Genomic DNA, 23,383 nt, shown 5'->3' on the forward strand with positions numbered 1-23,383 from the left:
GAGTTTTATTGTTTGTTTCGTGCTGAGGAATGGGCTCGGGAGAGCCTAAGCTTCCAAGGAACTTGATCAATTGATCAACTCTGCTGAAGCTGTTTCTCTTTTGATCAAAAGCGCAAAATGCAACCGGTCGTCGAGACGGAGGGCAGGTCTAGGGGGGAGAGGAGCGGGCAGCGTCAGAAGGTATGTGAAACGTCGCTTTTTTTCAGTCGGTAAGCTAGTGCGGGGCGGCTCAGGCCAAGCAGCCGGGCAGCTTTTGATACGTTCTGTTCGGCCATCTGCATGGCTTTGAGCATCAGTTGCTGCTCTAGTACTTCAAGGCTGATGCCTTCCGCGATGATACGGCTGGCCCAATCGCCGTCCGCCACCGCCGTTGACTGCACGTCGACAAGCTGCCCCGTGGCGTTAAGACGTTCCTCGTGTTTGCTGTCCGGATCGTCGGGGAATACCGCAAATAACGAGTCCTGGCTGATTGTTTCGTTGCTGTCGGTCAGGATCACTCCGCGCTCGATCACATTCTCGAGTTCACGAATATTGCCCGGCCAACGATAACGGAGGCATAGCTCCAGTGCTTTGTCTGAAAGGCCCAACGTGCGTTTGTTGTATTCGTTATGGAATTTTTTCAGAAAGTGTTCTGCCAATAGCGGGAGGTCTTCCAAGCGCTCGCGCAAGGGAGGAATCTTGACCGGGAACACATTCAATCGGTAGTACAGGTCTGCACGGAAGCGGCCGTTCTGCACTGCTTCGGCAAGTGATTCGTTGGTGGCGGCAATGACGCGAACGTCAATGCTGCGGGTGCGGTTATCGCCGACCCGTTCGAGCTCGCCTTCCTGCAGAACCCGCAACAAGGTCGCTTGCGCGCGGGGGGACAGCTCAACCACCTCATCGAGGAAAATGGTACCGCCGTGCGCTCGTTCAAAACGGCCCTGGCGAGACTGGTTGGCGCCGGTGTAGGCGCCTTTTTCCACGCCAAACAGTTCTGCCTCAATCAGGTCCGGCGGGATAGCGGCGCAGTTCACTGCTACGAAGGGTTGCTCAGCGCGCTCACTGCTTAGGTGCACGCTGCGTGCGATAACTTCCTTGCCAACCCCGGTTTCTCCAAGCAACAGCACCGAAACCTTGCCTTTGGCGGCCTTGTCGATCATCTGACACACGGTCTTGTAGGCGTGGGACTGGCCTATACCATAGTACTGCCCCTGCTGCTTTTCCAGGCTGGTACGCAGTGAACTCACCTGGCTCTGCAGGTCATATAACTCCTCGATAATCGGGTCGCTGCGAAAGTACTGCTTGAACTCCTCTGCGTCCTCCCACTCTTCTGCAGGTTTGCCGGTAATCAGGCATTTTTCATCTCCGCAGCCACGGCAACTGGTCTCACGGAAGATGATTTCTCGACCCATAAAAGAAGAGGTATAGGCGCATGCATATCCCAGCAGCGCCCAACACGCGGGATCTTCCATCATGCCCAGTTCAGTTTGGCAGATCTCGACTTCGAAAGAGTCGATCCACTCCAGCTCACCGTAAAAGTGGCCAGACTGCTGATCCAGGTCGATCTGAATCGGCCGCACCTTGACCATGCCCTTGAGTGAATGCAGTTGCGGGCCAGCAAGAAAGATGTCCAGCTCGCTGGAGTGAGGTCGCAGATGGCGCGCAAGTTCGGCGTCCTTTACACCGGACTGGTAGCCCATGCGCATGAAGAAGCCCTTGGCCCGTTCAATCCCCAGGCTATTGACCAACTCGCGGCGGAAATTCGCCATGGAGGATACCTGCATCAGAAGCATCCGCTGTTCGCCAAACCAGATTTTTCCTTCAGCACTTTGAAAGCGAATTTGTTCGCTCAGATCAAGGTAATCCGAGTATTGGACCTGGGGCTTGTAGCTGATCGCCATGGCGTCTGCCTATTTTTTATTAGCGGGCTGCGTCCGGCTGGGCGTGTCTCATAGTGATCCAGGAGCCGGCGGATTTATCTCTTTATCTTCTACTCGTATCCACCAAAAAATCAACCAGATGATGAAAAGTGGGCCGCTGCAGCCAGGGCTGAGCATTTGAGTGAACAGGGGTGGCAACTTGATCAAATGATCAAAAAAAGCCAACCCCCTGTTGCTTTTACTTCTAGCCAAGACGGCTCATGTATTTTGGTGAAAATGCAAATATGTAAATAAATCAATTGGATATATCAAATTTACGCATGCTTTTTGGTTCTTGGCACAAGCGTTGCTCTGTTGCTTACACAACACCAAGCACAGGTCACGACCTTATGAGCCAGCCCGCACAAACTTTTGATCAGATGCCACGTTATGTCCGTGTGCGCAGTGAGCCTGGGGCTCGCCTGGTCGAGTTCGACTTCGCCATCGGCCATCCCGATCTGTTTGTAGAACTGGTTCTTCCCAGTGCTGCCTTCGAGCATTTTTGTCAGCACAACCGTGTTCAGCATATGAGCGAAGAGATGGCTCGGGCGGTGGATGAAGAAATGATCAAGTGGCGATTTGGTGAACATGGAAGTCGCTGATTCAGCTGATTCGAACCCCCTTACAACAACAATACGGTAGCGTTGATATGAGCATCGAAATCAAGACTACATCGGTCGAACCGATTCGAAACACCTATAGCAATATCAAACGGCGTTTTGGTGATAAACCGGCGACCCGGTATCAGGAAGCCAGCTTCGATATCGAAGCGGTGACCAACTTCCACTACAAGCCGTTGTGGGATCCGGAGCACATGCTCAATGACCCAACCCGCACCTGCATTCGCATGGCTGATTGGCACAGCGTGACCGATCCCCGGCAATTCTATTACGGCGCCTACGTGCAGAACCGCGCCAAGATGCAGGAAGCCACCGAACACAGTTACAGCTTTTGCGACAAGCGTGGATTGATTACGCGCTTGCCTGAAGACCTGCAAGAGACGCTGTTGCGCTTTCTCGTGCCGCTGCGGCATGTGGAGCTGGGTGCGAACATGAATAACAGTGGTGTCGCCGGTGATTGCATCGCTGGCACCGTCACCCAAATGCATATCTACCAGGCCATGGACCGTCTGGGTGCTGGTCAGTATCTCTCGCGTATCGCGCTGATTATCGATGGCGGTACCGGCGACGCGCTCGACCGCTCCAAAACCTACTGGATGGATGATGCGCTGTGGCAACCCATGCGTCGCCTGGTTGAAGACACGCTGGTGATCAAGGACTGGTTCGAATTAAGCCTGACGCAGAACCTGATCATCGACGGCCTGATGTACCCGCTGATGTATGAGGCGTTCGATCAGTGGCTGGATGAGCAGGGCGCAGCCGATGTGTCCATGCTCACTGAGTTCATGCGCGACTGGTCCAAGGAGACCGTTCGCTGGGTCGATGCGATGGTCAAGACCGTGATGGCCGAAAACGAAGCCAACGCCGTTCAGCTGCAGGCATGGGTCGAGCATTGGGAACCGCGCGCCTATGAGGCGCTGGCACCCCTGGCCGACGAAAGCATGGGCCGTGACGCGCTGGATACGGTTCGTGCCCAGTTTGCCACTCGTTTGAAAAAGCTTGGCCTCACTAGCCAGGGAGTACAGGCATGAGCCAGCTCGCTTTTATCGTCTTCCAGGACAACGACAACGCTCGTTACATCGTGGAAGCCATTGCGCAGGACAACCCCCACGCCGAAGTGCAGCACCAACCCGCACTGATCCGAATCCAGGCCGAAAAGCGCCTGGTGATCAACCGAGCAACGGTTGAAGAGAAGATCGGTCGGGAATGGGACGTTCAGGAAATGCTCCTGGATGTGATCAGTATCGGCGGCAACGTGGATGAGGATGAAGATCATTTCATTCTCGAGTGGAAAAATTAGGAGATCGAATCATGGCGACCAATAAGAAGAAACTCAGTCTCAAAGACAAGTACCAGTACCTGACCCGCGACATGGCCTGGGAGCCCAGCTACCAGTCGAAAAAAGACATCTTCCCGCAGGAAGATTTCGAAGGCATCAAGATTACCGACTGGGACAAGTGGGAAGATCCCTTCCGCTTGACCATGGATGCTTACTGGAAATACCAGGCCGAAAAGGAAAAGAAGCTGTATGCGATCTTCGACGCCTTTGCACAGAACAACGGTCATCAGAATATCTCCGATGCCCGTTATGTAAATGCGCTCAAGCTGTTTTTGACCGGCGTGTCCCCGCTTGAGTATGGCGCCTTCCAGGGCTACTCACGAGTCGGCCGGCAGTTCAGCGGCGCTGGCGCGCGTACTGCCTGTCAGATGCAAGCGATTGATGAGTTGCGCCACGTGCAGACGCAGATTCACGCGATGAGCCATTACAACAAGCACTTCAACGGTCTGCATGACTTTGCCCATATGCACGATCGCGTCTGGTTCCTTTCGGTGCCCAAATCGTTCTTCGATGATGCGCGCAGTGCAGGTCCGTTCGAATTCCTCACGGCGATCTCGTTTTCTTTCGAATACGTCCTGACCAATCTGTTGTTCGTGCCCTTTATGTCCGGCGCTGCTTACAACGGCGATATGGCCACAGTCACTTTCGGCTTCTCAGCTCAGTCCGATGAAGCCCGGCATATGACCCTGGGCCTGGAAGTGATCAAGTTCATGCTTGAGCAGCATGAAGATAACGTGCCGATTATCCAGCACTGGATCGACAAATGGTTCTGGCGCGGTTACCGCCTGCTCAGCCTGGTCAGCATGATGATGGACTATATGCTGCCCAACAAGGTGATGTCCTGGAAGGACGCTTGGGAGGTGTATTACGAGCAGAACGGCGGGGCCTTGTTCAAGGACCTTGAGCGTTACGGTATTCGTCCTCCCAAATATCAGGACGAGGCAAACAAGGGTAAAGAGCACATCAGCCACCAGCTGTGGGCGACCTTCTACCAGTACAGCCAGGCTACCAACTTCCATACCTGGATTCCCAGTGAAGAAGAAATGAACTGGCTCTCGGAGCAGTACCCGGACACCTTCGATCAGTACTACCGTCCGCGCTTCGAGCATTGGCAGGCGCTGCAGGAGAAAGGTGAGCGTTTCTACAACAACACTTTGCCGCAACTGTGCCAGGTGTGCCAGGTGCCGGCGCTGTTTACCGAACCTGATGATCCGACCAAGCTGAGTCATCGCAGTCTGGAGCATGAGGGTGAGCGTTATCACTTCTGCTCGGATGGCTGCTGCGACATCTTCAAATATGAGCCTGAAAAATACATCCAGGCCTGGTTGCCGGTACACCAGATTTACCAGGGCAACTGTGAAGGTGCGGATGTGGAGACCGTAGTCACCAAGTACTACCACATTGGCGCTGGCCAGGACAATTTCGAGTATCTGGGTTCTCCGGATCACAAGCGCTGGCAGGCGATCAAGGGGCAGAAACCTGACGAATCGCAGGCAGCCAAGCCCAAGAACGCAGCCTGATATCCACTAACTGTGTCATCAGGCCGGGGAAGCTGACCGGCCCGATGAACAAGAACAAGAAAAGAGGTAAGTGTCATGAGCGTCAAAGCCATATCCGACTACATTACTCAGCCCAAGGACACTGTGGCCAATTTCAACGGCATGCAGGTGGTTTACGTGCACTGGGCAAAGCATCTGATGTACTGCTCGCCGTTTGCGTTTCTGGTCTCGCCTGACATGACGTTGGCCGGCTTTTTTGCCGAGGTACTGCGTCCGGCGATCAAGGACCATCCTGACAGCACGCGGGTTGATTTCATGGAAGCTCAGTGGCTGCTCAACGGCCAGGGGTTTAGCCCGACTCCAGAGGCGGCGCTGCTGGCTCAGGGCATTGATCACAAGAGCATGCTCACGCTGAACACCCCCGGCCTGAACGGCATCAACGGCTGCGCCAGCTGAGGTCGAGCATATGAGCTACTCACTGACAATCGAGCCTATCGGCGAGCAGATTAACGTCGAAGAAGGCCAGACCATCCTGCAGGCCGCATTGCGCCAGGGTGTGTGGCTGCCCTTTGCCTGCGGGCATGGCACTTGTGCCACCTGCAAGATTCAGGTGGTCGAAGGCGATGTAGACATTGGCGACGCCTCACCCTTTGCGCTGATGGATGGCGAGCGTGACGAAGGCAAGGTACTGGCTTGCTGCGCGACGCTACAGAGTGATGCGGTCATTGAAGCCGATATTGATGTCGACGACGACTTCGAGGGTTACCCGGTCGAGGATTACGTAGCCACTGTGACGCGCATCGTCACGCTGTCTCCGACTATCAAGGGTGTGCATCTGAAGCTTGACCGGCCCATGACTTTCCAGGCCGGCCAGTACATCAACCTGGTCTTGCCTGGTATCGAAGGTAGCCGCGCGTTCTCACTGGCCAATCCACCCAGTCGTGCTGATGAGGTCGAACTGCATATCCGATTGGTTGAAGGTGGTGCTGCGACGACACATGTCCATCAGCAACTCAAAGCCGGAGATCAACTCAGTCTGTCCGGCCCTTATGGCCAGTATTTCGTGCGCCGCTCGCAACCCGGTGATCTGATTTTTATCGCGGGCGGATCGGGTTTGTCGAGCCCGCAATCGATGATCCTTGACTTGCTGGAGCAAGGCGACACACGGCAGATGACCCTGTTCCAGGGCGCACGCAACCGCGCGGAGCTTTACAACCATGACCTGTTTCAGGGGTTGGCCGCCAAGCACAGCAATTTCACCTATGTCCCCGCGCTCAGTCAGGCGGAAAAGGATGATCAATGGACAGGCTTTTGCGGTTACGTGCACGAGGCGGCCAAGGAACATTTTGGCGGTCGCTTTGCTGGCAACAAGGCCTACCTCTGCGGGCCGCCGCCGATGATTGACTCGTCCATCAGCGCATTGATGCAAGGCCGACTATTTGAACGCGATATTTTCATGGAACGCTTCTTCACGGCCGCCGACGGCGCCGAAGAAACGACCAGGTCGGCACTCTTCAAGAAAATCTGAAGAGGCCTGAGGAAATACCTGCGGCGTCAGGTAACTGTTTGCGCTGCCGTGAACACGGCGGCCTGACCTGAACGTCAGAGTAGGTAGAGCGAAACATCAACAGTCGAGAACAGAAAATGACTGTGAACTATGAAATTACCGAGCGAGGCAGCGGCAGCCGTTTTAGCTGCGAACCTGAGCAGAGCGTGCTCAAAGCGATGGAGCAGCGGGCCAAACGCTGCGTCCCCGTTGGTTGTCGGGGTGGTGGTTGCGGCTTGTGCAAGGTTCAGGTGATCAGCGGCGAATATCACTGTGGGCCGATGAGTCGTAAACATGTGTCCGACGCTGCTCTTGCCTGCGGCGAAGCGCTGGCTTGCCGTCTTTACCCGCTGAGCGACTTGACGATTGAGTGCCGCACGCCCAAGGCCGCGGCCGAAATACAACAACAAATCCAATGAGGTGATAGTCATGAGAAAAGGTGTAATGCGCCCCGGTCACGTACAGCTTCGCGTCCTGGACATCGATGCTGCAGTTAAACACTACACGGAGTTGATGGGCCTGATCGAAATGGATCGCGACCCACAGGGCCGTGTGTACCTGAAAGCCTGGACCGAGGTCGATAAATATTCCTTGGTGTTACGCGCTGCCGAAGAGCCTGGCATGGACTTCATGGGATTCAAGTGCATTAGTGAGGAAGTACTGGATAACCTGCGCGCCGGCCTCGTTGCCTTCGGTTGCGAGGTGGAGGACATACCGGCGGGGGATCTGCAGGACTGTGGTCGCAGGGTGCGTTTCGTAGCGCCGACCGGGCATAACTTCGAGCTGTTTGCGAGTAAGAAACAGACCGGCAAATGGGGCGTCAATAACCGCAATCCGGAAGCCTGGCCCCGCGAGTTGGGTGGTATGCGAGCCACCCGCTTCGACCACTGCCTGCTGTACGGTCCGAATCTGGCGGAGACTTACGAGCTGTTCCGCGACGTGTTGGGGTTCGATCTGGCTGAACAGGTACTGACACCAGAGGGGAAGCGGGTAGCACAGTTTCTCACGGTGAGTACCAAGGCCCACGACGTGGCGTTTATCGAGCACCCCGAGCCGAAATTTCACCATGCGTCCTTCTATCTGGACAACTGGACTGACGTGCTCCGCGCGGCTGACCTGATTTCAATGACCGATACCTCGATCGATATAGGCCCGACTCGGCATGGTCTGACTCATGGGCAGACCATCTATTTCTTCGATCCTTCGGGTAACCGCAACGAAGTGTTTGCCGGTGGCGACTACCACTATCCGGATCACGAGCCTGTGACCTGGGATGCCGAGTCATTGGGCAAAGCTATTTTCTATCACGACCGGGTTCTGAACGAGCGGTTCCTGACCGTACTGACCTGACTATTTCGTTTGTCACCAGGATTGCGCAGCTATGAAAGACATCAAACATTTTATTAACGGCGAGTACGTCGGGTCGGCCAGCGGCAAGACCTTCGATAACGTCAATCCGGCCAATGGCCGGGTGCTGAGCCGTGTACATGAAGCAGGGCGCGAGGAAGTCAATGCGGCAGTGAATGCCGCGCGAGCTGCTTTCAATGGACCTTGGGGGCGGATGACCGTCGACCAGCGCACTGAAATACTGCACAAAGTGGCAGACGGCATCAATGCTCGGTTTGAAGAGTTTCTCGATGCTGAATGTCAGGACACCGGCAAACCCAGATCATTGGCCAGCCATATCGACATTCCCCGTGGCGCCGCCAACTTCAAGGTGTTCGCCGATCTGATCAAGAATGTTCCTGCCGAGTCATTCGAGATGCCCACCCCCGATGGCACTGGCGCCTTGAATTATGGAATCCGTCGACCCAAAGGTGTGATTGGCGTCATCAGCCCATGGAATTTGCCGCTGTTGCTGATGACATGGAAGGTTGGTCCCGCATTGGCCTGTGGCAACACCGTGGTGGTCAAGCCTTCGGAAGAGACACCCACTACGACGGCGCTGCTCGGTGAAGTAATGAAAGCGGCTGGCGTTCCTGATGGGGTCTATAACGTGGTGCATGGTTTCGGTGGCAATTCCGCTGGCGCTTTCCTCACCGAACATCCGGATGTGGATGCATTCACTTTTACCGGTGAAACCGGCACTGGCGAAACCATCATGAGGGCTGCAGCTAAGGGCGTGCGTCAGGTCTCTCTGGAGTTGGGCGGCAAGAACGCCGGCATCGTGTTTGCCGATTGTGATATGGACAAAGCCATCGAAGGCACGCTGCGCTCGGTGTTCGCCAACTGCGGTCAGGTCTGTCTGGGCACCGAGCGTGTGTATGTCGAACGCTCTATTTTCGATGAGTTCGTCGCACGTCTGAAGGCCGGAGCGGAAAGTCTGGTGATCGGCCCGCCGGATGATGAAACCAGCAATTTCGGTCCGCTCATCAGTCTTAAGCACCGCGAGAAGGTCCTGTCTTACTACCAGAAAGCCATTGACGAGGGCGCCACTGTGATTACCGGTGGAGGCGTTCCCGACATGCCGGCCGAGCTGGCGCACGGTGCTTGGGTACAGCCGACCATCTGGACCGGGCTGAAGGATGATTCGCCGGTGGTGACTGAAGAGATTTTTGGCCCCTGCTGCCATATCCGCCCGTTTGACAGCGAGGCCGAAGCAGTCCAACTGGCCAACAGTCTGCCCTACGGCCTGGCTTCGGCAATCTGGACCGAGAACGTCACCCGCGCGCACCGCGTTGCGGCGCAAGTCGAAGCAGGCATTGTCTGGGTCAACAGCTGGTTTCTGCGTGATCTGCGCACCTCCTTTGGTGGTAGCAAGCAGTCCGGCATCGGCCGTGAAGGGGGTGTGCACTCGCTGGAGTTTTACACCGAACTTAAAAACATCTGCATAAAACTATGAGGCGGCCATGAACGCTCCCCTGAATACCAACCCAACCAGCCCCGAATTGGGCCGTGAAATTCTCGCTGGCGGGTACCGCACTAACGTACACGACAACGGCCAGGGCTTCCCGGTGATGCTGATTCACGGCTCTGGCCCCGGCGTCACGGCCTGGGCTAATTGGCGGCTGATTATGCCGGAGCTAGCGCAACAGCGCCGTGTGATAGCACCTGACATGCTCGGTTTCGGTTACAGCGAACACCCGGAATCGCCCAATTACTGTCGCGATACCTGGGTCGAACATGCCATCGGTGTGCTTGATGCGCTCGGCATTGAGCAGGCCGATGTGGTTGGCAACTCTTTCGGCGGCGGTATAGCGCTGGCGTTGGCAATCAAGTATCCCCAACGGGTACGACGGTTAGTGCTGATGGGTAGCGTCGGGGTCAGTTTTCCTATCACAAAAGGGCTTGACGAGGTGTGGGGCTACGAACCGTCTTTCGCTTTGATGCGCCGACTGATGAGTGTGTTCGCCTTTGACCGCAATCTGGTGACTGACGAGCTGGCCGAATTGCGTTACCAGGCCAGTATTCGACCCGGCTTTCAGGAGTCGTTTGCGCAAATGTTCCCTGCACCTCGCCAGCGCTGGGTAGATGGTTTGGCCAGTGACCCTACGGCAATACGGGCTTTGCGCCATGAAACCTTGGTGATTCATGGCCGTGAAGACCTAGTCATTCCCCTTCAGGCTTCGCTGGATCTGGCCAACCTGATTGAGCGAGCACAGCTGCATGTCTTTGGCCAGTGCGGACACTGGACGCAGATTGAGCACGCCGGGCGCTTTGCGCGGCTGGTTAACGATTTTCTCACCGAAGCGGATAGCGCTTCAGGAGCGCACTGACAATGGAACAGCAACAGATCGAACAGCTCGGAGATGAGCTGTATCAGGCCATGAGCAAGCGCGAGATGGTCAGCCCCCTGACCAGCCGTGGTTTCGACATCAGCCTTGATGACGCCTACCACATTTCTTTGCGCATGCTGCAGCGCCGCCTTGACGCTGGTGAGCGGGTAATCGGCAAGAAAATCGGTGTTACCAGCAAAGCAGTGCAGAACATGCTGAACGTGCACCAGCCGGACTTCGGCTACCTGACCGATAGCATGGTTTACAACAGTGGTGAAGCAGTGCCCATCAGTGAGCGGCTCATTCAGCCTCGCGCCGAGGGCGAGATCGCTTTCATCCTGAAAAAAGATCTGACCGGTCCGGGTGTAACCAATGCTGACGTCCTGGCTGCCACCGAGTGCGTGATGCCTTGTTTCGAGATTGTCGATTCACGCATCCAGGATTGGAAGATCGCGATTGAAGACACCGTAGCGGATAACGCGTCTTGCGGCCTTTTTGTATTGGGCGACCAGGCGATTTCCCCGCGCAAGGTCGATCTGGTCACCTGCGGCATGGTGGTCGAGAAGAACGGCCAGGTGATCAGCACCGGCGCTGGCGCAGCGGCGCTGGGCTCGCCAGTCAATTGTGTGGCTTGGCTGGCGAACACCCTTGGCCGATTCGGCATTTCACTGAAAGCCGGAGAGGTCATCCTGTCGGGTTCGCTGGTTCCGCTTGAACCGGTCAAGGCCGGAGACTTCATGCGCGTGGATATCGGCGGCATGGGCAGCGCCAGCGTGAGATTCATTTGACCTGAATTCCAGGTCATCGGAACAGACAGCATTTCCCCTAGAGGGTAATACATCATGAGCAAGAAACTGAAAGCCGCGATCATCGGCTCAGGCAATATCGGCACCGATCTGATGATCAAGATTTTGCGTAACAGCCAGCATATAGCCATGGGCGCCATGGTCGGCATCGACCCGGAGTCCGATGGCCTGGCGCGCGCCGTGCGCATGGGCGTGGCAACCACCCACGAAGGAGTGGATGGCCTGGTCAAGATGCCGGAATTCGCCGACATAGACTTCATTTTTGATGCCACCTCGGCCGGTGCCCACAAGCACAATGAGGTGCTTCTGCGCGGCCACAAGCCGGGTTTGCGGATCATCGACCTGACGCCGGCTGCCATCGGCCCTTACTGTGTGCCGGTAGTTAATCTGGAGCAGAACCTGCATGAAACCAACGTCAATATGGTCACCTGCGGTGGCCAGGCAACCATACCCATGGTCGCGGCGGTCTCGCGCGTAGCCAAGGTGCACTATGGCGAGATCGTCGCCTCGATCAGCAGCAAATCTGCGGGACCTGGCACCCGCGCCAATATCGACGAATTCACCGAAACCACTTCCAAGGCGATTGAGGTGATTGGTGGTGCAACACGTGGCAAGGCGATCATCATCATGAACCCAGCCGAGCCGCCACTGATCATGCGCGACACCGTGTATGTACTCAGCGAGTTGGCAGATCAGGCCGCAGTCGAAGCTTCTGTTGAAGAAATGGTCCAGGCGGTGAACAGCTACGTGCCGGGCTATCGGCTTAAGCAGAAGGTGCAGTTCGACATCATCCCCGAAGATCAGCCGCTGAACATTCCCGGCCTCGGCCATCTGAGTGGATTGAAAACCTCAATCTTCCTCGAAGTCGAAGGTGCCGCCCATTACCTGCCGGCCTACGCCGGTAACCTCGACATCATGACCTCCGCAGCGCTGGCGACCGCCGAGCGCATGGCGCAGTCGATGAATCAGGCCTGAGGAGGACAAGACCATGACATTCAATCCCGGCAAGAAACTTTATATTTCCGACGTGACCCTGCGTGACGGCAGCCATGCCATTCGCCACCAGTATTCGATCAAGAATGTGCAGGACATTGCGCGCGCGCTGGACAAGGCCAAAGTCGACTCCATCGAAGTCGCCCACGGTGATGGTCTTCAGGGCTCCAGTTTCAACTATGGCTTTGGCGCTCATACCGATCTGGAGTGGATCGAAGCCGTCGCTGAAGTTATCAGCCATGCCAAGATTGCCACGCTACTGCTGCCTGGGATCGGCACTATCCATGATCTGGATAACGCCTATCAGGCGGGCGCGCGCATAGTGCGTGTGGCCACCCACTGTACAGAGGCTGACGTATCCAAGCAGCATATCGAACACGCCCGGAAACTGGGTATGGACACCGTCGGTTTCCTGATGATGAGCCACATGCAAACTCCGCAGGGTCTCGCGCAACAGGCGAAGATGATGGAGGACTACGGCGCTACCTGCCTGTACGTGGTCGACTCCGGTGGGGCAATGAGCATGCAGGATATTCGTGATCGCTTTCGTGCCTTGAAAGATGTGCTCAAGCCGGAAACCCACACCGGTATGCACGCTCACCACAACCTCAGCCTGGGTGTGGCCAACTCCATCGTCGCGGTGGAAGAGGGCTGTGACCGGATCGACGCCAGCCTCGCCGGCATGGGCGCTGGCGCCGGCAATGCGCCGCTGGAAGTTTTCATCGCCGCTGCTGAGCGCCTGGGTTGGGAGCATGGCACCGATCTGTACACGCTGATGGATGCGGCTGACGACATCGTTCGCCCCCTGCAGGACCGGCCGGTGCGGGTTGACCGCGAAACCCTGGCGCTGGGTTATGCCGGGGTTTACTCCAGCTTCCTGCGCCACTCTGAAGTAGCCGCACAAAAGTACGGTCTCAAGGCCGTGGATATTCTCGTCGAGCTGGGCAAGCGCCGCATGGTCGGTGGCCAGGAGGACATGATCGTCGACGTGGCGCTGGACCTGCTGGCCGCCCGCAAGGAGCAAACAGCATGAGTGAACAACAACGTACCCTGACCCGTGATCAGGTGCTGGCACTGGCCGAGCATGTGGAAAACGCCGAGCTGAACCGCCAGGACATCACCAAGGTCACCAATGACTACCCGAACATGACCTTTGCCGATGCCTACGACGTGCAGTGGGAAATTCGCCGCCGCAAGGAGGCTCGAGGCAACCGCATAGTAGGCATGAAAATGGGCCTGACATCCTGGGCGAAAATGGCTCAGATGGGTGTTGAAACACCGATCTATGGTTTTCTGGCCGATTATTTCAGCGTACCGGACGGCGGGGTGGTGAATACCGCAGAGCTGATCCATCCGAAGATCGAAGCCGAGATCTCTTTTGTGACCAAAGCTCCGCTCAAAGGGCCTGGTTGTCATATCGGCGATGTGCTGGCGGCGACCGATTATGTAGTGCCGACCGTCGAGGTGATCGATTCACGCTACGAGAACTTCAAGTTCGATCTTATCAGCGTGGTGGCCGACAACGCCTCTTCGACGCGATTCATCACTGGCGGCCAGATGGCCAGCGTCGAAGATGTTGATCTGAAGAACTTTGGTGTTGTGGTTGAAAAGAACGGTGAAGTGGTAGATGTCGGTGCGGGCGCTGCGGTACTCGGTCACCCGGCGTCAAGCGTGGCCATGTTGGCCAATCTGCTGGCCGAACGTGGCGAACATATCCCGGCCGGCACATTCATCATGACCGGCGGCATTACTGCGGCGATATCGGTACAGGCGGGTGACAATATCACCGTGCGCTATCAAGGACTGGGCAGCGTGTCGGCCCGCTTTATCTGAGGAATTCAGCATGCCAATTGCACAACTACATATTCTCGAAGGACGCAGTGACGAACAGAAGGAAAGACTGATCCGTGAGGTTAGCGAAGCGATCGCTCGTGCGCTGGATGCTCCGATGCCCAGCATCCGGGTAATCATCAGCGAAATGCCCAGAACACATTTTGGAATTGGGGGCGAACCAGCAAGCAAGGTCAAGCGCTGATGGATGGGGTGGGTGTGCAGCAGAGGGCAGCGCCTACGCGCTTGCCGTCTCTGTATCTATCCTGCCGCGACGGTCTGACCGAAACATCAAGCAGACTTCTGCTTATTGATCGGCTGATCGAGCCGGACAGCCACATAGAAGGGGTGGTTTTCATTACCGCATGCGCAGGCCTTGCTCAGCCACAACTGTGCGGTGGCAGCGTCGGCGAGCTAGGGACGCAGCTGTCGGCGCTGCTGTTTGAACTGGGCTATTCGTTGCCGACCAAAGCTGGAGCGGAGAAAATTGAGGCCCTAACGTCAATGCTGTTTGATTCCTCTCCAGTTGAATGCATGGAAATACGGCTGGGGACAGACATGAGTGTTCGGCAGTGTCGAGAGCTGGGCCAGGCCCTGCAATCATGGCGTGCGCGCAGGGTATTGATGATATGTCTGGATGAGATCCCGGTAGATGCCGAACCGGGTAGCTACCGCAGTCCACATGACCCTTATTGGCGTAATCTGATGAGCCGCTGGGTGGATGAACAACAGTGGTTCGAAGCACTATCCGACACAACGTGGCAAGCCCGTCCAGGTACCCAGCAGCGCACATTGGGTGACGCTACGCTGTGTCTGTTACATGCGGCTTTTGGGCTAGGCGGTTCGCAAATGCCGGAGCGGTTGTTCGGCTTCGATCTGGATGATGATCAGCGAACACTGTCCGGTTATGGCTGGATGAACTGACGCACCTCAATTTTGTTTGAAGCTGACCACAGGCTTCAGTGGCGCTGGCCGGTAGCCGTATCATTTTATTGCGGGGCACAAAAAGTAACGGTTGTTTTCCTAAGCAATCTTACGGCTACCCACGATGCAGGATAAGGTAGGTTTATTTGCAAGGTCGTATCGGCCTTGCAAATACACCTACCCGTGAGGAGAGTAAGTGTTCGCATTTATCCCCAGGCAGAAGCGCCCTTTGCAGGGCATTTTGGCTAGCTTGATGCTAATGCTGTTCTGCATCTGCGCTCACGCGTCAGAGAATCTGCACGACGAAACCTTGAGTAAGATCCTCGACCAGGCGCAGACATTGGAGCCCCTGGAAACAGTAGTTATCTCCCACAACGGCTCAATCGTGGCCGAACGTGGCTATCGTGGGCATACCACCACCCAACCAACCAACATCAAGTCGGCTTCAAAGCTGGTGATGTCGGCGCTAGTCGGCATTGCGATTGACAAGGGCGTTCTACAAGGAGCCGATCAGCAAATTGCCTCTTTGCTAGCGCGTGATTTGCCGGCAGAGCCGGACCCTCGTTTGCAAAAGGTGACCATTGGCGACCTGCTAACGATGCGAGCCGGACTGGGTTCAACCTCGGGAGTAAACTATGGGGCTTGGGTAACCAGTTCCAACTGGGTACGTGCTGCATTGGCTCGGCCTTTTGAGGACGAACCAGGCGGCCGGATGATCTATTCCACTGGCTCAACTCATTTATTATCCGCGATTCTGTCGCGCCAGACAGAACGCACTACCTTGCAGCTCGCGCGTGACTGGCTCGGTCCGCTTGAGGCGTTTTCGATTACCTCCTGGGAGCGTGACCCGCAGGGCATCTACATGGGTGGAAACCAGATGGCCATGAGTCCGCGATCCTTGCTTGCATTTGGCGAGTTGTATCGCAATGGCGGGGTTACGGCTGAAGGGGAGCGCCTGATCTCTGAAGCTTGGATCCGATCATCATGGCAGCGCCATACCCAATCGTGGTGGACCGGGCATGGTCATGGATATGCCTGGTTTCTGACCAGAATCGCCGATCAGGACGTACGCTACGGCTGGGGCTATGGAGGGCAGATGCTGTATGTGGTGCCTGACTTGGGGCTGACGGTGGTCATGACCTCGGATGAAAGTGCGTCGGCAGCGCGCAGCGGGCATCGAAATGACCTTCATCGCCTTCTTGCAAAAATCATCGGCAATTTGACCGAGCGCACCTAGTCGCCAGATCATCTAGGTCAGTAGCCACCATTTTGAGCGCCATCGTGGGGCATTATGTGGGCATAATGTTCGATTATGGTGCCTTTGTTGGCGAACGTGATTTTCTTCTGCGGCATTGCGATGCTTTTGTGTACAATACCGCTTTATTACCCCTCTTGTCCTCGTCGTTGCCACTTCGCGTGCATCTGCTTTGCAGTGTTTAAGGAGAATCATGTTCGTTTTCAAGCCAGTACTGGCACTCATGTCCCGGGCTCGCTATGCCCAGAAATTCCTCATCATTCTTGTGGTATTCATGGTGCCCTTCTGCATGTTGTCAGCGGGTAAGCTTGGCGATTTGAACGATGACCTGAACGAAGCCGAGGCTGAACTGCAAGGTGTGGCGATAATTGCAGATTATCTGGGCGTTCATCAGTTGGCCCTGGAGGTTGCGACCGTCAACGTTGTACGTGCAGCTCGAGATGAGCCTGACCTGCAAAGCGAATTGTCTGAGCGGGTTGAAGCTTATGAGCAGCGGGCGCTCGCCTTGAATGCTCGGCTTGAGGAGCTTGGTCTGGGCGATCAGCAGGCTCAGATGCCTGCCGACCAGAATGCGAAGCCTGTAGCTGAGCAAGGGGCTTCGCTGGACACACTTTTTATCAATGAGATGCCGCCTGTTGAGGCGCAGCAGGCCGCGATCAAGGCCATCGCCGCCCAATCACGGCTCAGCCAGGACAGCGATCCCGTGGTTTATCGAGAGGTCGATCTGCTCATCAATCACGTGCTCCCGTTTCAGCAGACATTCGCCCAGACTCAGGCCTACAGTGCGTACATGATGGCGTTTGGATTTCTGGAGTCTTCCTCAAGACCTTCTGTGCTGAACCTTGCCAGCCAGATTGAACGGCTAGTGGAAGCGGCGTCCGTTCAGGGCGGGCAGGCGGCGAGCGGCGCTGGTGCTACTCTGGCCGAAGCGGGGGCGGCACTGGGTGAGCTGTACAAGACCAAGACACTGGATATTTACACCCAGGCCTGGTTTTCAGATCTGGATTCCACCGTTAACTGGATGAGCAGCATCGACGCTTATCAGCCCGCCGAGCGACTGCTTGAGTCGGCCACTCAGGACACGCTACGGCATCTCGAAGAGAGGCTGGCTGAACGTGTGCGGGCAAGGCAGACCAGCCTCTGGTTGTGGTCGGCTGGATTGTTGCTGGCGGTGCTGGTGATCCTTTATCTGTTTACCGGCTTTTACCTGTCTGTGCATGGCGCGATTAGCGATATTGTGGGCGCTACCCGGCGGATGGCCGGTGGCGATATGCGCGGTGACGTGATCACCAGCGCCAAGGATGAGCTGGGCGACCTTGCGCTGGATTTCAATCGAATGCAGCACCAGATGCGCCAGTTGATCAGCGAGGTGGCCAGTGTTTCCAGCGCTACCTCTCAGCGTGCGGATAGCGTCACCACCAGTGCCGACGCGAGCCAGCGCAGTATCAGCCAGCAGACCGCCGAGCTTGAGTTGATCGCCAGCTCCATGAGTGAGCTGGTCAACAGTGTGCATGAGGTTAGCCGCAGCTCGCACACCTCAGCCCAGCGCGCGACCGGTGTCGGCGATCAATGCAAGGAAGGCAGCGTGCAGATTGGGCGCGCTGTAAAACAGATTAACCAGTTCTATCGGGAAATGGATAACTCACTGGAAGGTATAGCCGCAGTGAAGGTCGAGAGCCAGTCGATCGACAAGGCGGTGTCCGTTATCCAGAGCATCGCCGATCAAACCAACCTTCTGGCTCTCAATGCGGCTATCGAAGCCGCTAGAGCGGGGGAGCAAGGGCGTGGTTTTGCGGTGGTGGCCGATGAAGTCAGAAATCTCGCCCAGCGCTCAAAGACGCTCACCGATGAAATCTACGGCACGATCGCGCGTTTGCAGCAACAGGTCGACAGTACGGTCAAAACCATCCAGTCCAGCCATACCAGCGCGACAGCGACCGTGAAGGAAGTGAGCCTGGCAGCCAATATCTTTGAATCCATTACGGACAGCATGGGCGAGATTGTAGACCACAGCACACAGATTGCTTCCGCCGCCGAGCAACAGGCAGCCGTAGTAGAAAGCGTTGAGCGCAACACACTCGCGATCAAGGCGTTGAGTGAAGCTAACGCCGATGAAGCAGGACGCACCTTGAGTGCCAGCAGCGAAGTGGCGGATATGACCAGAAAGCTGAATGGCATGATCGGTCATTTCAGGATCTGATCGACGGTGGGCAATTCTGATTTCGCGATTATTTTTCCCGTTGGGCTGTTTGCCGTTATTTCTGTGGCGCATATCTAGCGCTGATCTGTATCTGTGCGTCGCCGCTGAGTCTGACTAGCATAGTCACAACAACTCACCCTCGGAGTAGCGGCGCATGCCTTCTTCATTCTCGTTTCAACAGGTTGATGTATTTGCTGAAAGGCCTCTGCAAGGCAATGCGCTGGCTGTAGTCAGTAACGCCGACGCGTTGACTGAAGATCAGATGGCGGCATTCGCGCGCTGGACCAACCTCAGCGAAACTACTTTTCTGCTGCGCCCAACCTCGCCCGATGCCGATTACCGTGTGCGCATTTTTACCCCCGTGCGAGAGCTGCCCTTTGCGGGACATCCCACGCTAGGCAGCTGCCATGTATGGCTGGAGAACGGCGGCGTGCCGCAGGCCAAGGAAATCGTCCAGGAGTGTGGCGCGGGCCTGGTACGCATACGTCGCGACGGCGCCCGCTTGGCTTTCGCCGCGCCGCCTATGGTGCGCAGCGGCAAGGTGGACGACGCAACACTTGTACTGGTAACTCAGGGGCTGGGTATCTCGCTGGAGAGTGTGCTGGACAGTAACTGGGTGGACAACGGCCCTGGTTGGGTCGCCGTACTGCTGTCATCGCGTGAAGAAGCGCTCGCCATCCATGCGGATTATTCCGCGCTCAAAGGCCTGAATGTCGGCGTGATAGCGCCTTGGACAGGTGCTGGCGCGGAAGCTGATGTGGAAGTGCGCGCCTTTATAGGAGATGAGTACACCGAAGACCCGGTCACCGGCAGTCTGAATGCCAGCCTCGCGCAGTGGTTGATAGCTGCCGGCAAGCTGCCACAGCGCTACGTTTCCAGTCAGGGCACGGTTATTGGGCGGCGGGGCAGGGTGCATATCGAGAAAGTGGGTGATGATGTCTGGGTAGGTGGGGAAGTGCAGCGTTGTGTGGCTGGGGAGGTTTGGATCTAGAGGTAAATATGGATGGCATAAGCGTCTCAAGTGTAGCCGTGCTTATATGGTTGCGAACGATTTATTTATGCAAGTCATATGGAGGTTCAGACGGCCTTATTGCCTGCTGAGCCGACCTGCAATGTAGGCAGTTTCTTTTTCCAAATCAGCTATTTGTGAACGAGTGCGACGTTTTTATTGTAGCCAAATGGTAGATTAATGCGCCCAAACGTTAGTGATCTGTAACAACAAGGACGTATATATGCCATCCCGCTTCCTCCTCTCGCTCTGCCTTTGCACGTTAATGTCCGGCTGCGAAGCGCAATCCCTGGCATTGCCCGATAGCGAGCAGCTAACCGAAGACAAAGTGAAAGCAATCGCCGAACGCGTTGAAGCCCGATATCCGGATCTTTCACGGAACCTCCGTGAGCAGATACTCGCGACCGTAGTGCGGTCGTTGGATGACATGGTCTTTATCGAGGGCGGTGAGTTTGAGATGGGTGATTTTGGCACTTTGTGCAATTACGATCCCTCGAATATGGGGACTTGGCCTTATGGTCAGGATCCGGAACGCTTATGCCCGATAACGCGTTTTAACCACGATGATCACCTACATAAGGTGCGGCTGAGCAGTTATCACTTGTCACGCTTCCAAACCCGCCATGATGATTTTGATCTGTTTCGCACAAGTCAAGGATTGCCCCTTTTCAATGAGGAGCACCGTGACCGCGAAGACCTGGCAGACTACTTTGCTGCAGACATTCCTGCTCCAGTCAAAACCTGGCAAGAGGCAAAGGATTACTGCTTGTGGCTAGGAGAACTCAGCTCTTACTCGGTAGATTTGCCGTCTGAAGCCCAGTGGGAGTTTGCAGCCCGTAACCGCGGCCAGTACATTCAATACGCCACCGAGGATGGTAACCTCCATAATGGGAAGAATATTCTTCATGACAAGGAAACCTTCGTAGTACCCATAGGTCAGTTCACTCCTAATCTGCTTGGTCTCTTCGACATGACCGGAAATGCTACCGACTGGGTCAACGATTGGTATGGCGAGGGGTACTACGCCGAGTCTCCCCTCTCAAATCCTACCGGTCCAGACACAGGCACTGAGAAAGTGCGCCGGGGCTCCTACTATGCTGAAACCAACTGGATGAGTGCCATCACCGTACGCCGCTGGCCGGACAATCCAGTAAGCGATGGCTATTATCCCGGAACGAGCTTTCGTTGCTCCTTGCAATCTGATCAGCAGCTATAACCAGCTTTGCTGCGAGGTGAAGCGGAAGAGTTACGCAAGACCTTCGAATAGTCCACTGTTGCGGGCCGCAATCAGTACGGCGCGCTTACTCATGGGGTTAGACGGGGTCCATGCCATGAGGCCGATACTTTGCGAACTGGCGTTTTGTCTGAGAGCCAAGGAGTTGATGTAGCGGTTAAATTGATGCTGTTCCTGGCCGTCCAATAATCGGTTGAGGCGGTCGAGAGACTGCATTCCGTTAACTCTTTCGCCATTTGGTGAGCAATGTTCCAGTAGTTTGAGCATTTGCCTCCAACTCCGTACACTGGAAAGCAAAAGCACTAATGCTTCCTCCTGAGCCTCGTGCCAGCTCTCCACAAACCTTTCGCTTAACATGTAGGTCATAGGGCCAAGCGTCTCAGGGGGTAGTTTGTTTATTGGCAGTTTCTGGCCATTGATAAGTACCGCTTTGTGTCTGTTTAAATATTGAGCTAGATTTTCAGCTTCGGCCTTAGATGACATTCGTAACCGCCACCACTGTTGCATTCTTACCTGGCCCATATCGAATGCGGTTGCCATAGCGGATCCGGGCGCGGTCGCGATTTGATAAAGCCCCTGAGCGATATACATAAAGGCTTCTTCGTTAACACTCAGCAAATAGTGATAATCAATTTCTGCCAATGCATCACAGAAAAGTTTCACCACTTTGTACGTATTTTCCAGGTCAACCACGGTCGCCAAACCGCCACCCGCACCAGGACCAAATACCAGGCGGCCGCTGCAGTTAAAGGCCAGGCGGTCTAATTCGATACTGAGACCAAAATCAAACCCTGCACCAATACCCAGCGCTGCATTACCCTCAGCCTTTACTTCAGCCAAGCTGGTCCAACTGCTGCCTGCATTCGACTGGCCGGAAACCACTGGCCCCCGACCAACCCTGCTTGGTTCGATCCATTGCATAACACCACTGATTGCTCCGCCTGCCTGCGCGCCAGCAAAGGCGTCACCCTTTATGCCGATATAACCACCGCGACCGGCCTCAATCCGAGGCGAGCCCAGCAGCGCGGTTGAGCCACCTGGCCCTTCGTCGCTGGGTCGGTACTGAGCTTTTACTCCAGCACTTCCCTGAGCCTGTGCGCCTACAAAGCACGACATCTCCAGTTTGCCCTGTAGACGGAACACGCCGAACGGGTGCACCACGGTATCGCCGTTGGCATTGCGGTAAGCCAGTTGCATGGTTTTCCCGCCCTGGGAGGGGAAGTAGCTGTTGAGTGACACAGAGCCTTCGCCCAGGGAAAACGCGGCACTGCCTTTAGCGCCCACTTCAATGTTTCCCTCTGCCGGGTTCCAGCTGTTGACGCCGGCACTGGCGCTGGCGGCAAACCGCAGCGCATGTGCTTCGCTTGATACCGCATAGGGCGCCGCATCATCACTGTTACTGGTCCAGGCCGTTTCTTTATGAAGGGCATTGAGCAGGTTGTCTTCACTGCTGCTCCAACTGACCAGCTTGGCCTCCAGACTGCCCAGCGGGCTGGCCCGGCGGCCATCGTTCACACCCTTGCGAATATCGTCCAGCAGCTCTTTCGCCAATTGCCTGTTGAACGCCCTGCCTTGCAAGACCCTCGTGCTGACCTTCTCCCTCCAACTAACCTGTTCGTGAAACCGGGACGCGATGTAGTAGCGGCGATCCGGCTGGCTGAACAGGCTGACTTCAACAACTGTGATACTGCTACGGCGCTGCGAGCCACGTTGAGTGCTTACGCTACGACTTCCTGCTTGCCCGTAACGGGCATCTGCTGTGGTGCCATTGGCCAGAGTGCTGCTGCTAGCCGGTTCGCTACTGAGAAGGCCGCGCAGACGCACAATTTCAGCGTCCAGCTCTGCAAGCTTGTGCTGCCGCAGCGGCTCCCAGTTACTTTCCATTGCGTTGCCGACGTCCAAAGCACGCACAGGGCTATAGCCGGCATACCATTCACGCGCCTGCCGGAACTTGGTCAGTTGCCCTTGGATATCCTCTTCGGTAGTCAAAGCGGGCGTCGGTTGCGCTGCTGGCGGATCGACACTCAGCAGGCCGGCTTCCTGGGCTTTCTGTGCCCACTCTTGTTTTTTGCAGCGCGCACAGGGGCAACTGGCTTCAGTATCTGTTTCCTTGCTGCAGTCCACTCGCTGAGTCGCATCGGCCAGTGTCGTCTGTAGCTCGTCCATCAGCTGTTGGACCCTATTAATTTCTCGCTTCAGGGACTGCGCTTGCTCTTCTGTAAGCACGTAGAAGTCGGGGTCTCCGGTAATGTGCACCACATCCACCAATTCCGCAGCGCACGGGCTGGATGCCTGAGTCTGGGTTGTGCTGCAATCATCCGCGTGACGAGGTGGTGGCAGAGGGTCTGCATTCGTTAGGCTACCGGCAGTTACGACAGCTGCGGTGGCATCGTTCGCAGCGGGTGCGCTAGCTGGCACTTTGATCTTCCAGCCAGGCTGTATATGGTCAGGGCTGCGAATAACTGGATTGCGTTGCTGCAACGCGCCTGTGCTGGTGCCATGCTGCCGGGC

General features: G+C 56.0%; 22 protein-coding genes. 20 read left to right on the top strand and 2 right to left on the bottom strand.

From position 1 onward, the window contains the following. Window positions 1-173: 173 nt before the first annotated feature. Entirely contained in the window at window positions 174-1,883 is a 1,710-nt protein-coding gene (locus EAO82_RS09320) for a sigma-54-dependent Fis family transcriptional regulator (RefSeq protein WP_096346415.1), read from the bottom strand. Window positions 1,884-2,251: 368 nt separating this feature from the next. On the opposite strand from EAO82_RS09320, the gene EAO82_RS09325 reads away from it, so the two are divergent. The 20 genes from EAO82_RS09325 (at window position 2,252) to EAO82_RS09420 (ending at window position 20,854) form a co-directional block, all read left to right on the top strand. Continuing rightward, the gene (locus EAO82_RS09325) at window positions 2,252-2,503 is read left to right on the top strand and encodes a phenol hydroxylase subunit (RefSeq protein WP_096346414.1); all 252 of its coding nucleotides are present in this window, start codon (window positions 2,252-2,254) and stop codon (window positions 2,501-2,503) included. 47 nt (window positions 2,504-2,550) lie between these two features. Then, window positions 2,551-3,552, top strand: coding sequence for an aromatic/alkene monooxygenase hydroxylase subunit beta (locus tag EAO82_RS09330; protein WP_096346413.1), 1,002 nt, complete (start codon window positions 2,551-2,553; stop codon window positions 3,550-3,552). Then, on the top strand, window positions 3,549-3,821 hold the full coding sequence (locus tag EAO82_RS09335) for an MmoB/DmpM family protein (protein WP_096346412.1): 273 nt from the start codon (window positions 3,549-3,551) through the stop codon (window positions 3,819-3,821). The genes EAO82_RS09330 and EAO82_RS09335 overlap by 4 nt, the downstream gene beginning before the upstream one ends. 11 nt (window positions 3,822-3,832) lie before the next feature. After that, on the top strand, window positions 3,833-5,380 hold the full coding sequence (locus EAO82_RS09340; RefSeq protein ID WP_096346411.1) for an aromatic/alkene/methane monooxygenase hydroxylase/oxygenase subunit alpha: 1,548 nt from the start codon (window positions 3,833-3,835) through the stop codon (window positions 5,378-5,380). A 75-nt stretch (window positions 5,381-5,455) separates the two neighbouring features. Continuing rightward, window positions 5,456-5,815: a phenol hydroxylase subunit P4 gene (locus EAO82_RS09345; RefSeq protein ID WP_096346410.1), complete on the top strand. Its 360-nt coding sequence runs from the start codon at window positions 5,456-5,458 to the stop codon at window positions 5,813-5,815. Window positions 5,816-5,825: 10 nt separating this feature from the next. Further along, window positions 5,826-6,887, top strand: coding sequence for an NADH:ubiquinone reductase (Na(+)-transporting) subunit F (locus EAO82_RS09350; protein WP_096346409.1), 1,062 nt, complete (start codon window positions 5,826-5,828; stop codon window positions 6,885-6,887). 116 nt (window positions 6,888-7,003) lie between these two features. Continuing rightward, window positions 7,004-7,324 carry a 2Fe-2S iron-sulfur cluster-binding protein gene (locus EAO82_RS09355; protein WP_096346408.1) on the top strand — a complete coding sequence of 107 codons (321 nt, stop codon included), beginning with the start codon at window positions 7,004-7,006 and terminating at the stop codon, window positions 7,322-7,324. Window positions 7,325-7,334: 10 nt separating this feature from the next. After that, entirely contained in the window at window positions 7,335-8,255 is a 921-nt protein-coding gene (locus tag EAO82_RS09360; RefSeq protein WP_096346407.1) for a catechol 2,3-dioxygenase, read from the top strand. 31 nt (window positions 8,256-8,286) lie between these two features. Further along, window positions 8,287-9,747 carry a 2-hydroxymuconic semialdehyde dehydrogenase gene (locus EAO82_RS09365; RefSeq protein ID WP_096346406.1) on the top strand — a complete coding sequence of 487 codons (1,461 nt, stop codon included), beginning with the start codon at window positions 8,287-8,289 and terminating at the stop codon, window positions 9,745-9,747. A 7-nt stretch (window positions 9,748-9,754) separates the two neighbouring features. Further along, window positions 9,755-10,621 carry an alpha/beta fold hydrolase gene (locus tag EAO82_RS09370; protein ID WP_096346405.1) on the top strand — a complete coding sequence of 289 codons (867 nt, stop codon included), beginning with the start codon at window positions 9,755-9,757 and terminating at the stop codon, window positions 10,619-10,621. A 2-nt stretch (window positions 10,622-10,623) separates the two neighbouring features. Next, window positions 10,624-11,409: a 2-oxopent-4-enoate hydratase gene (gene dmpE / locus EAO82_RS09375; RefSeq protein WP_149331181.1), complete on the top strand. Its 786-nt coding sequence runs from the start codon at window positions 10,624-10,626 to the stop codon at window positions 11,407-11,409. A 54-nt stretch (window positions 11,410-11,463) separates the two neighbouring features. Then, the gene (locus EAO82_RS09380) at window positions 11,464-12,402 is read left to right on the top strand and encodes an acetaldehyde dehydrogenase (acetylating) (protein WP_096344651.1); all 939 of its coding nucleotides are present in this window, start codon (window positions 11,464-11,466) and stop codon (window positions 12,400-12,402) included. 13 nt (window positions 12,403-12,415) lie between these two features. Continuing rightward, window positions 12,416-13,453: a 4-hydroxy-2-oxovalerate aldolase gene (gene dmpG / locus EAO82_RS09385; RefSeq protein ID WP_096347358.1), complete on the top strand. Its 1,038-nt coding sequence runs from the start codon at window positions 12,416-12,418 to the stop codon at window positions 13,451-13,453. Beyond that, complete coding sequence (gene dmpH, locus EAO82_RS09390) at window positions 13,450-14,253, top strand: 2-oxo-3-hexenedioate decarboxylase (protein ID WP_096347359.1); 804 nt, start codon at window positions 13,450-13,452, stop codon at window positions 14,251-14,253. The genes dmpG and dmpH overlap by 4 nt, the downstream gene beginning before the upstream one ends. A gap of 10 nt (window positions 14,254-14,263) precedes the next feature. Continuing rightward, window positions 14,264-14,455 carry a 2-hydroxymuconate tautomerase gene (locus EAO82_RS09395; RefSeq protein WP_096347360.1) on the top strand — a complete coding sequence of 64 codons (192 nt, stop codon included), beginning with the start codon at window positions 14,264-14,266 and terminating at the stop codon, window positions 14,453-14,455. Window positions 14,456-14,469: 14 nt separating this feature from the next. Continuing rightward, entirely contained in the window at window positions 14,470-15,174 is a 705-nt protein-coding gene (locus EAO82_RS09400) for a hypothetical protein (protein WP_153274279.1), read from the top strand. Window positions 15,175-15,370: 196 nt separating this feature from the next. Next, entirely contained in the window at window positions 15,371-16,411 is a 1,041-nt protein-coding gene (locus EAO82_RS09405) for a serine hydrolase domain-containing protein (RefSeq protein WP_231703315.1), read from the top strand. Between the two features lie 211 nt (window positions 16,412-16,622). Then, entirely contained in the window at window positions 16,623-18,629 is a 2,007-nt protein-coding gene (locus tag EAO82_RS09410; protein ID WP_096347362.1) for a methyl-accepting chemotaxis protein, read from the top strand. A 154-nt stretch (window positions 18,630-18,783) separates the two neighbouring features. Then, the gene (locus EAO82_RS09415; protein ID WP_096347363.1) at window positions 18,784-19,620 is read left to right on the top strand and encodes a PhzF family phenazine biosynthesis protein; all 837 of its coding nucleotides are present in this window, start codon (window positions 18,784-18,786) and stop codon (window positions 19,618-19,620) included. Between the two features lie 241 nt (window positions 19,621-19,861). Further along, entirely contained in the window at window positions 19,862-20,854 is a 993-nt protein-coding gene (locus tag EAO82_RS09420) for a formylglycine-generating enzyme family protein (RefSeq protein WP_096347364.1), read from the top strand. Between the two features lie 30 nt (window positions 20,855-20,884). Here the strand turns inward: EAO82_RS09420 and EAO82_RS09425 are convergent, their stop codons facing one another. Further along, on the bottom strand, window positions 20,885-22,783 hold the full coding sequence (locus EAO82_RS09425; RefSeq protein WP_231703349.1) for a LysM domain-containing protein: 1,899 nt from the start codon (window positions 22,781-22,783) through the stop codon (window positions 20,885-20,887). Between the last annotated feature and the right edge of the window lie 600 nt (window positions 22,784-23,383).

Origin of the sequence: Halopseudomonas pelagia (assembly GCF_009497895.1) — a bacterium.
GTDB classification, from domain to species: Bacteria; Pseudomonadota; Gammaproteobacteria; order Pseudomonadales; family Pseudomonadaceae; genus Halopseudomonas; species Halopseudomonas pelagia_A.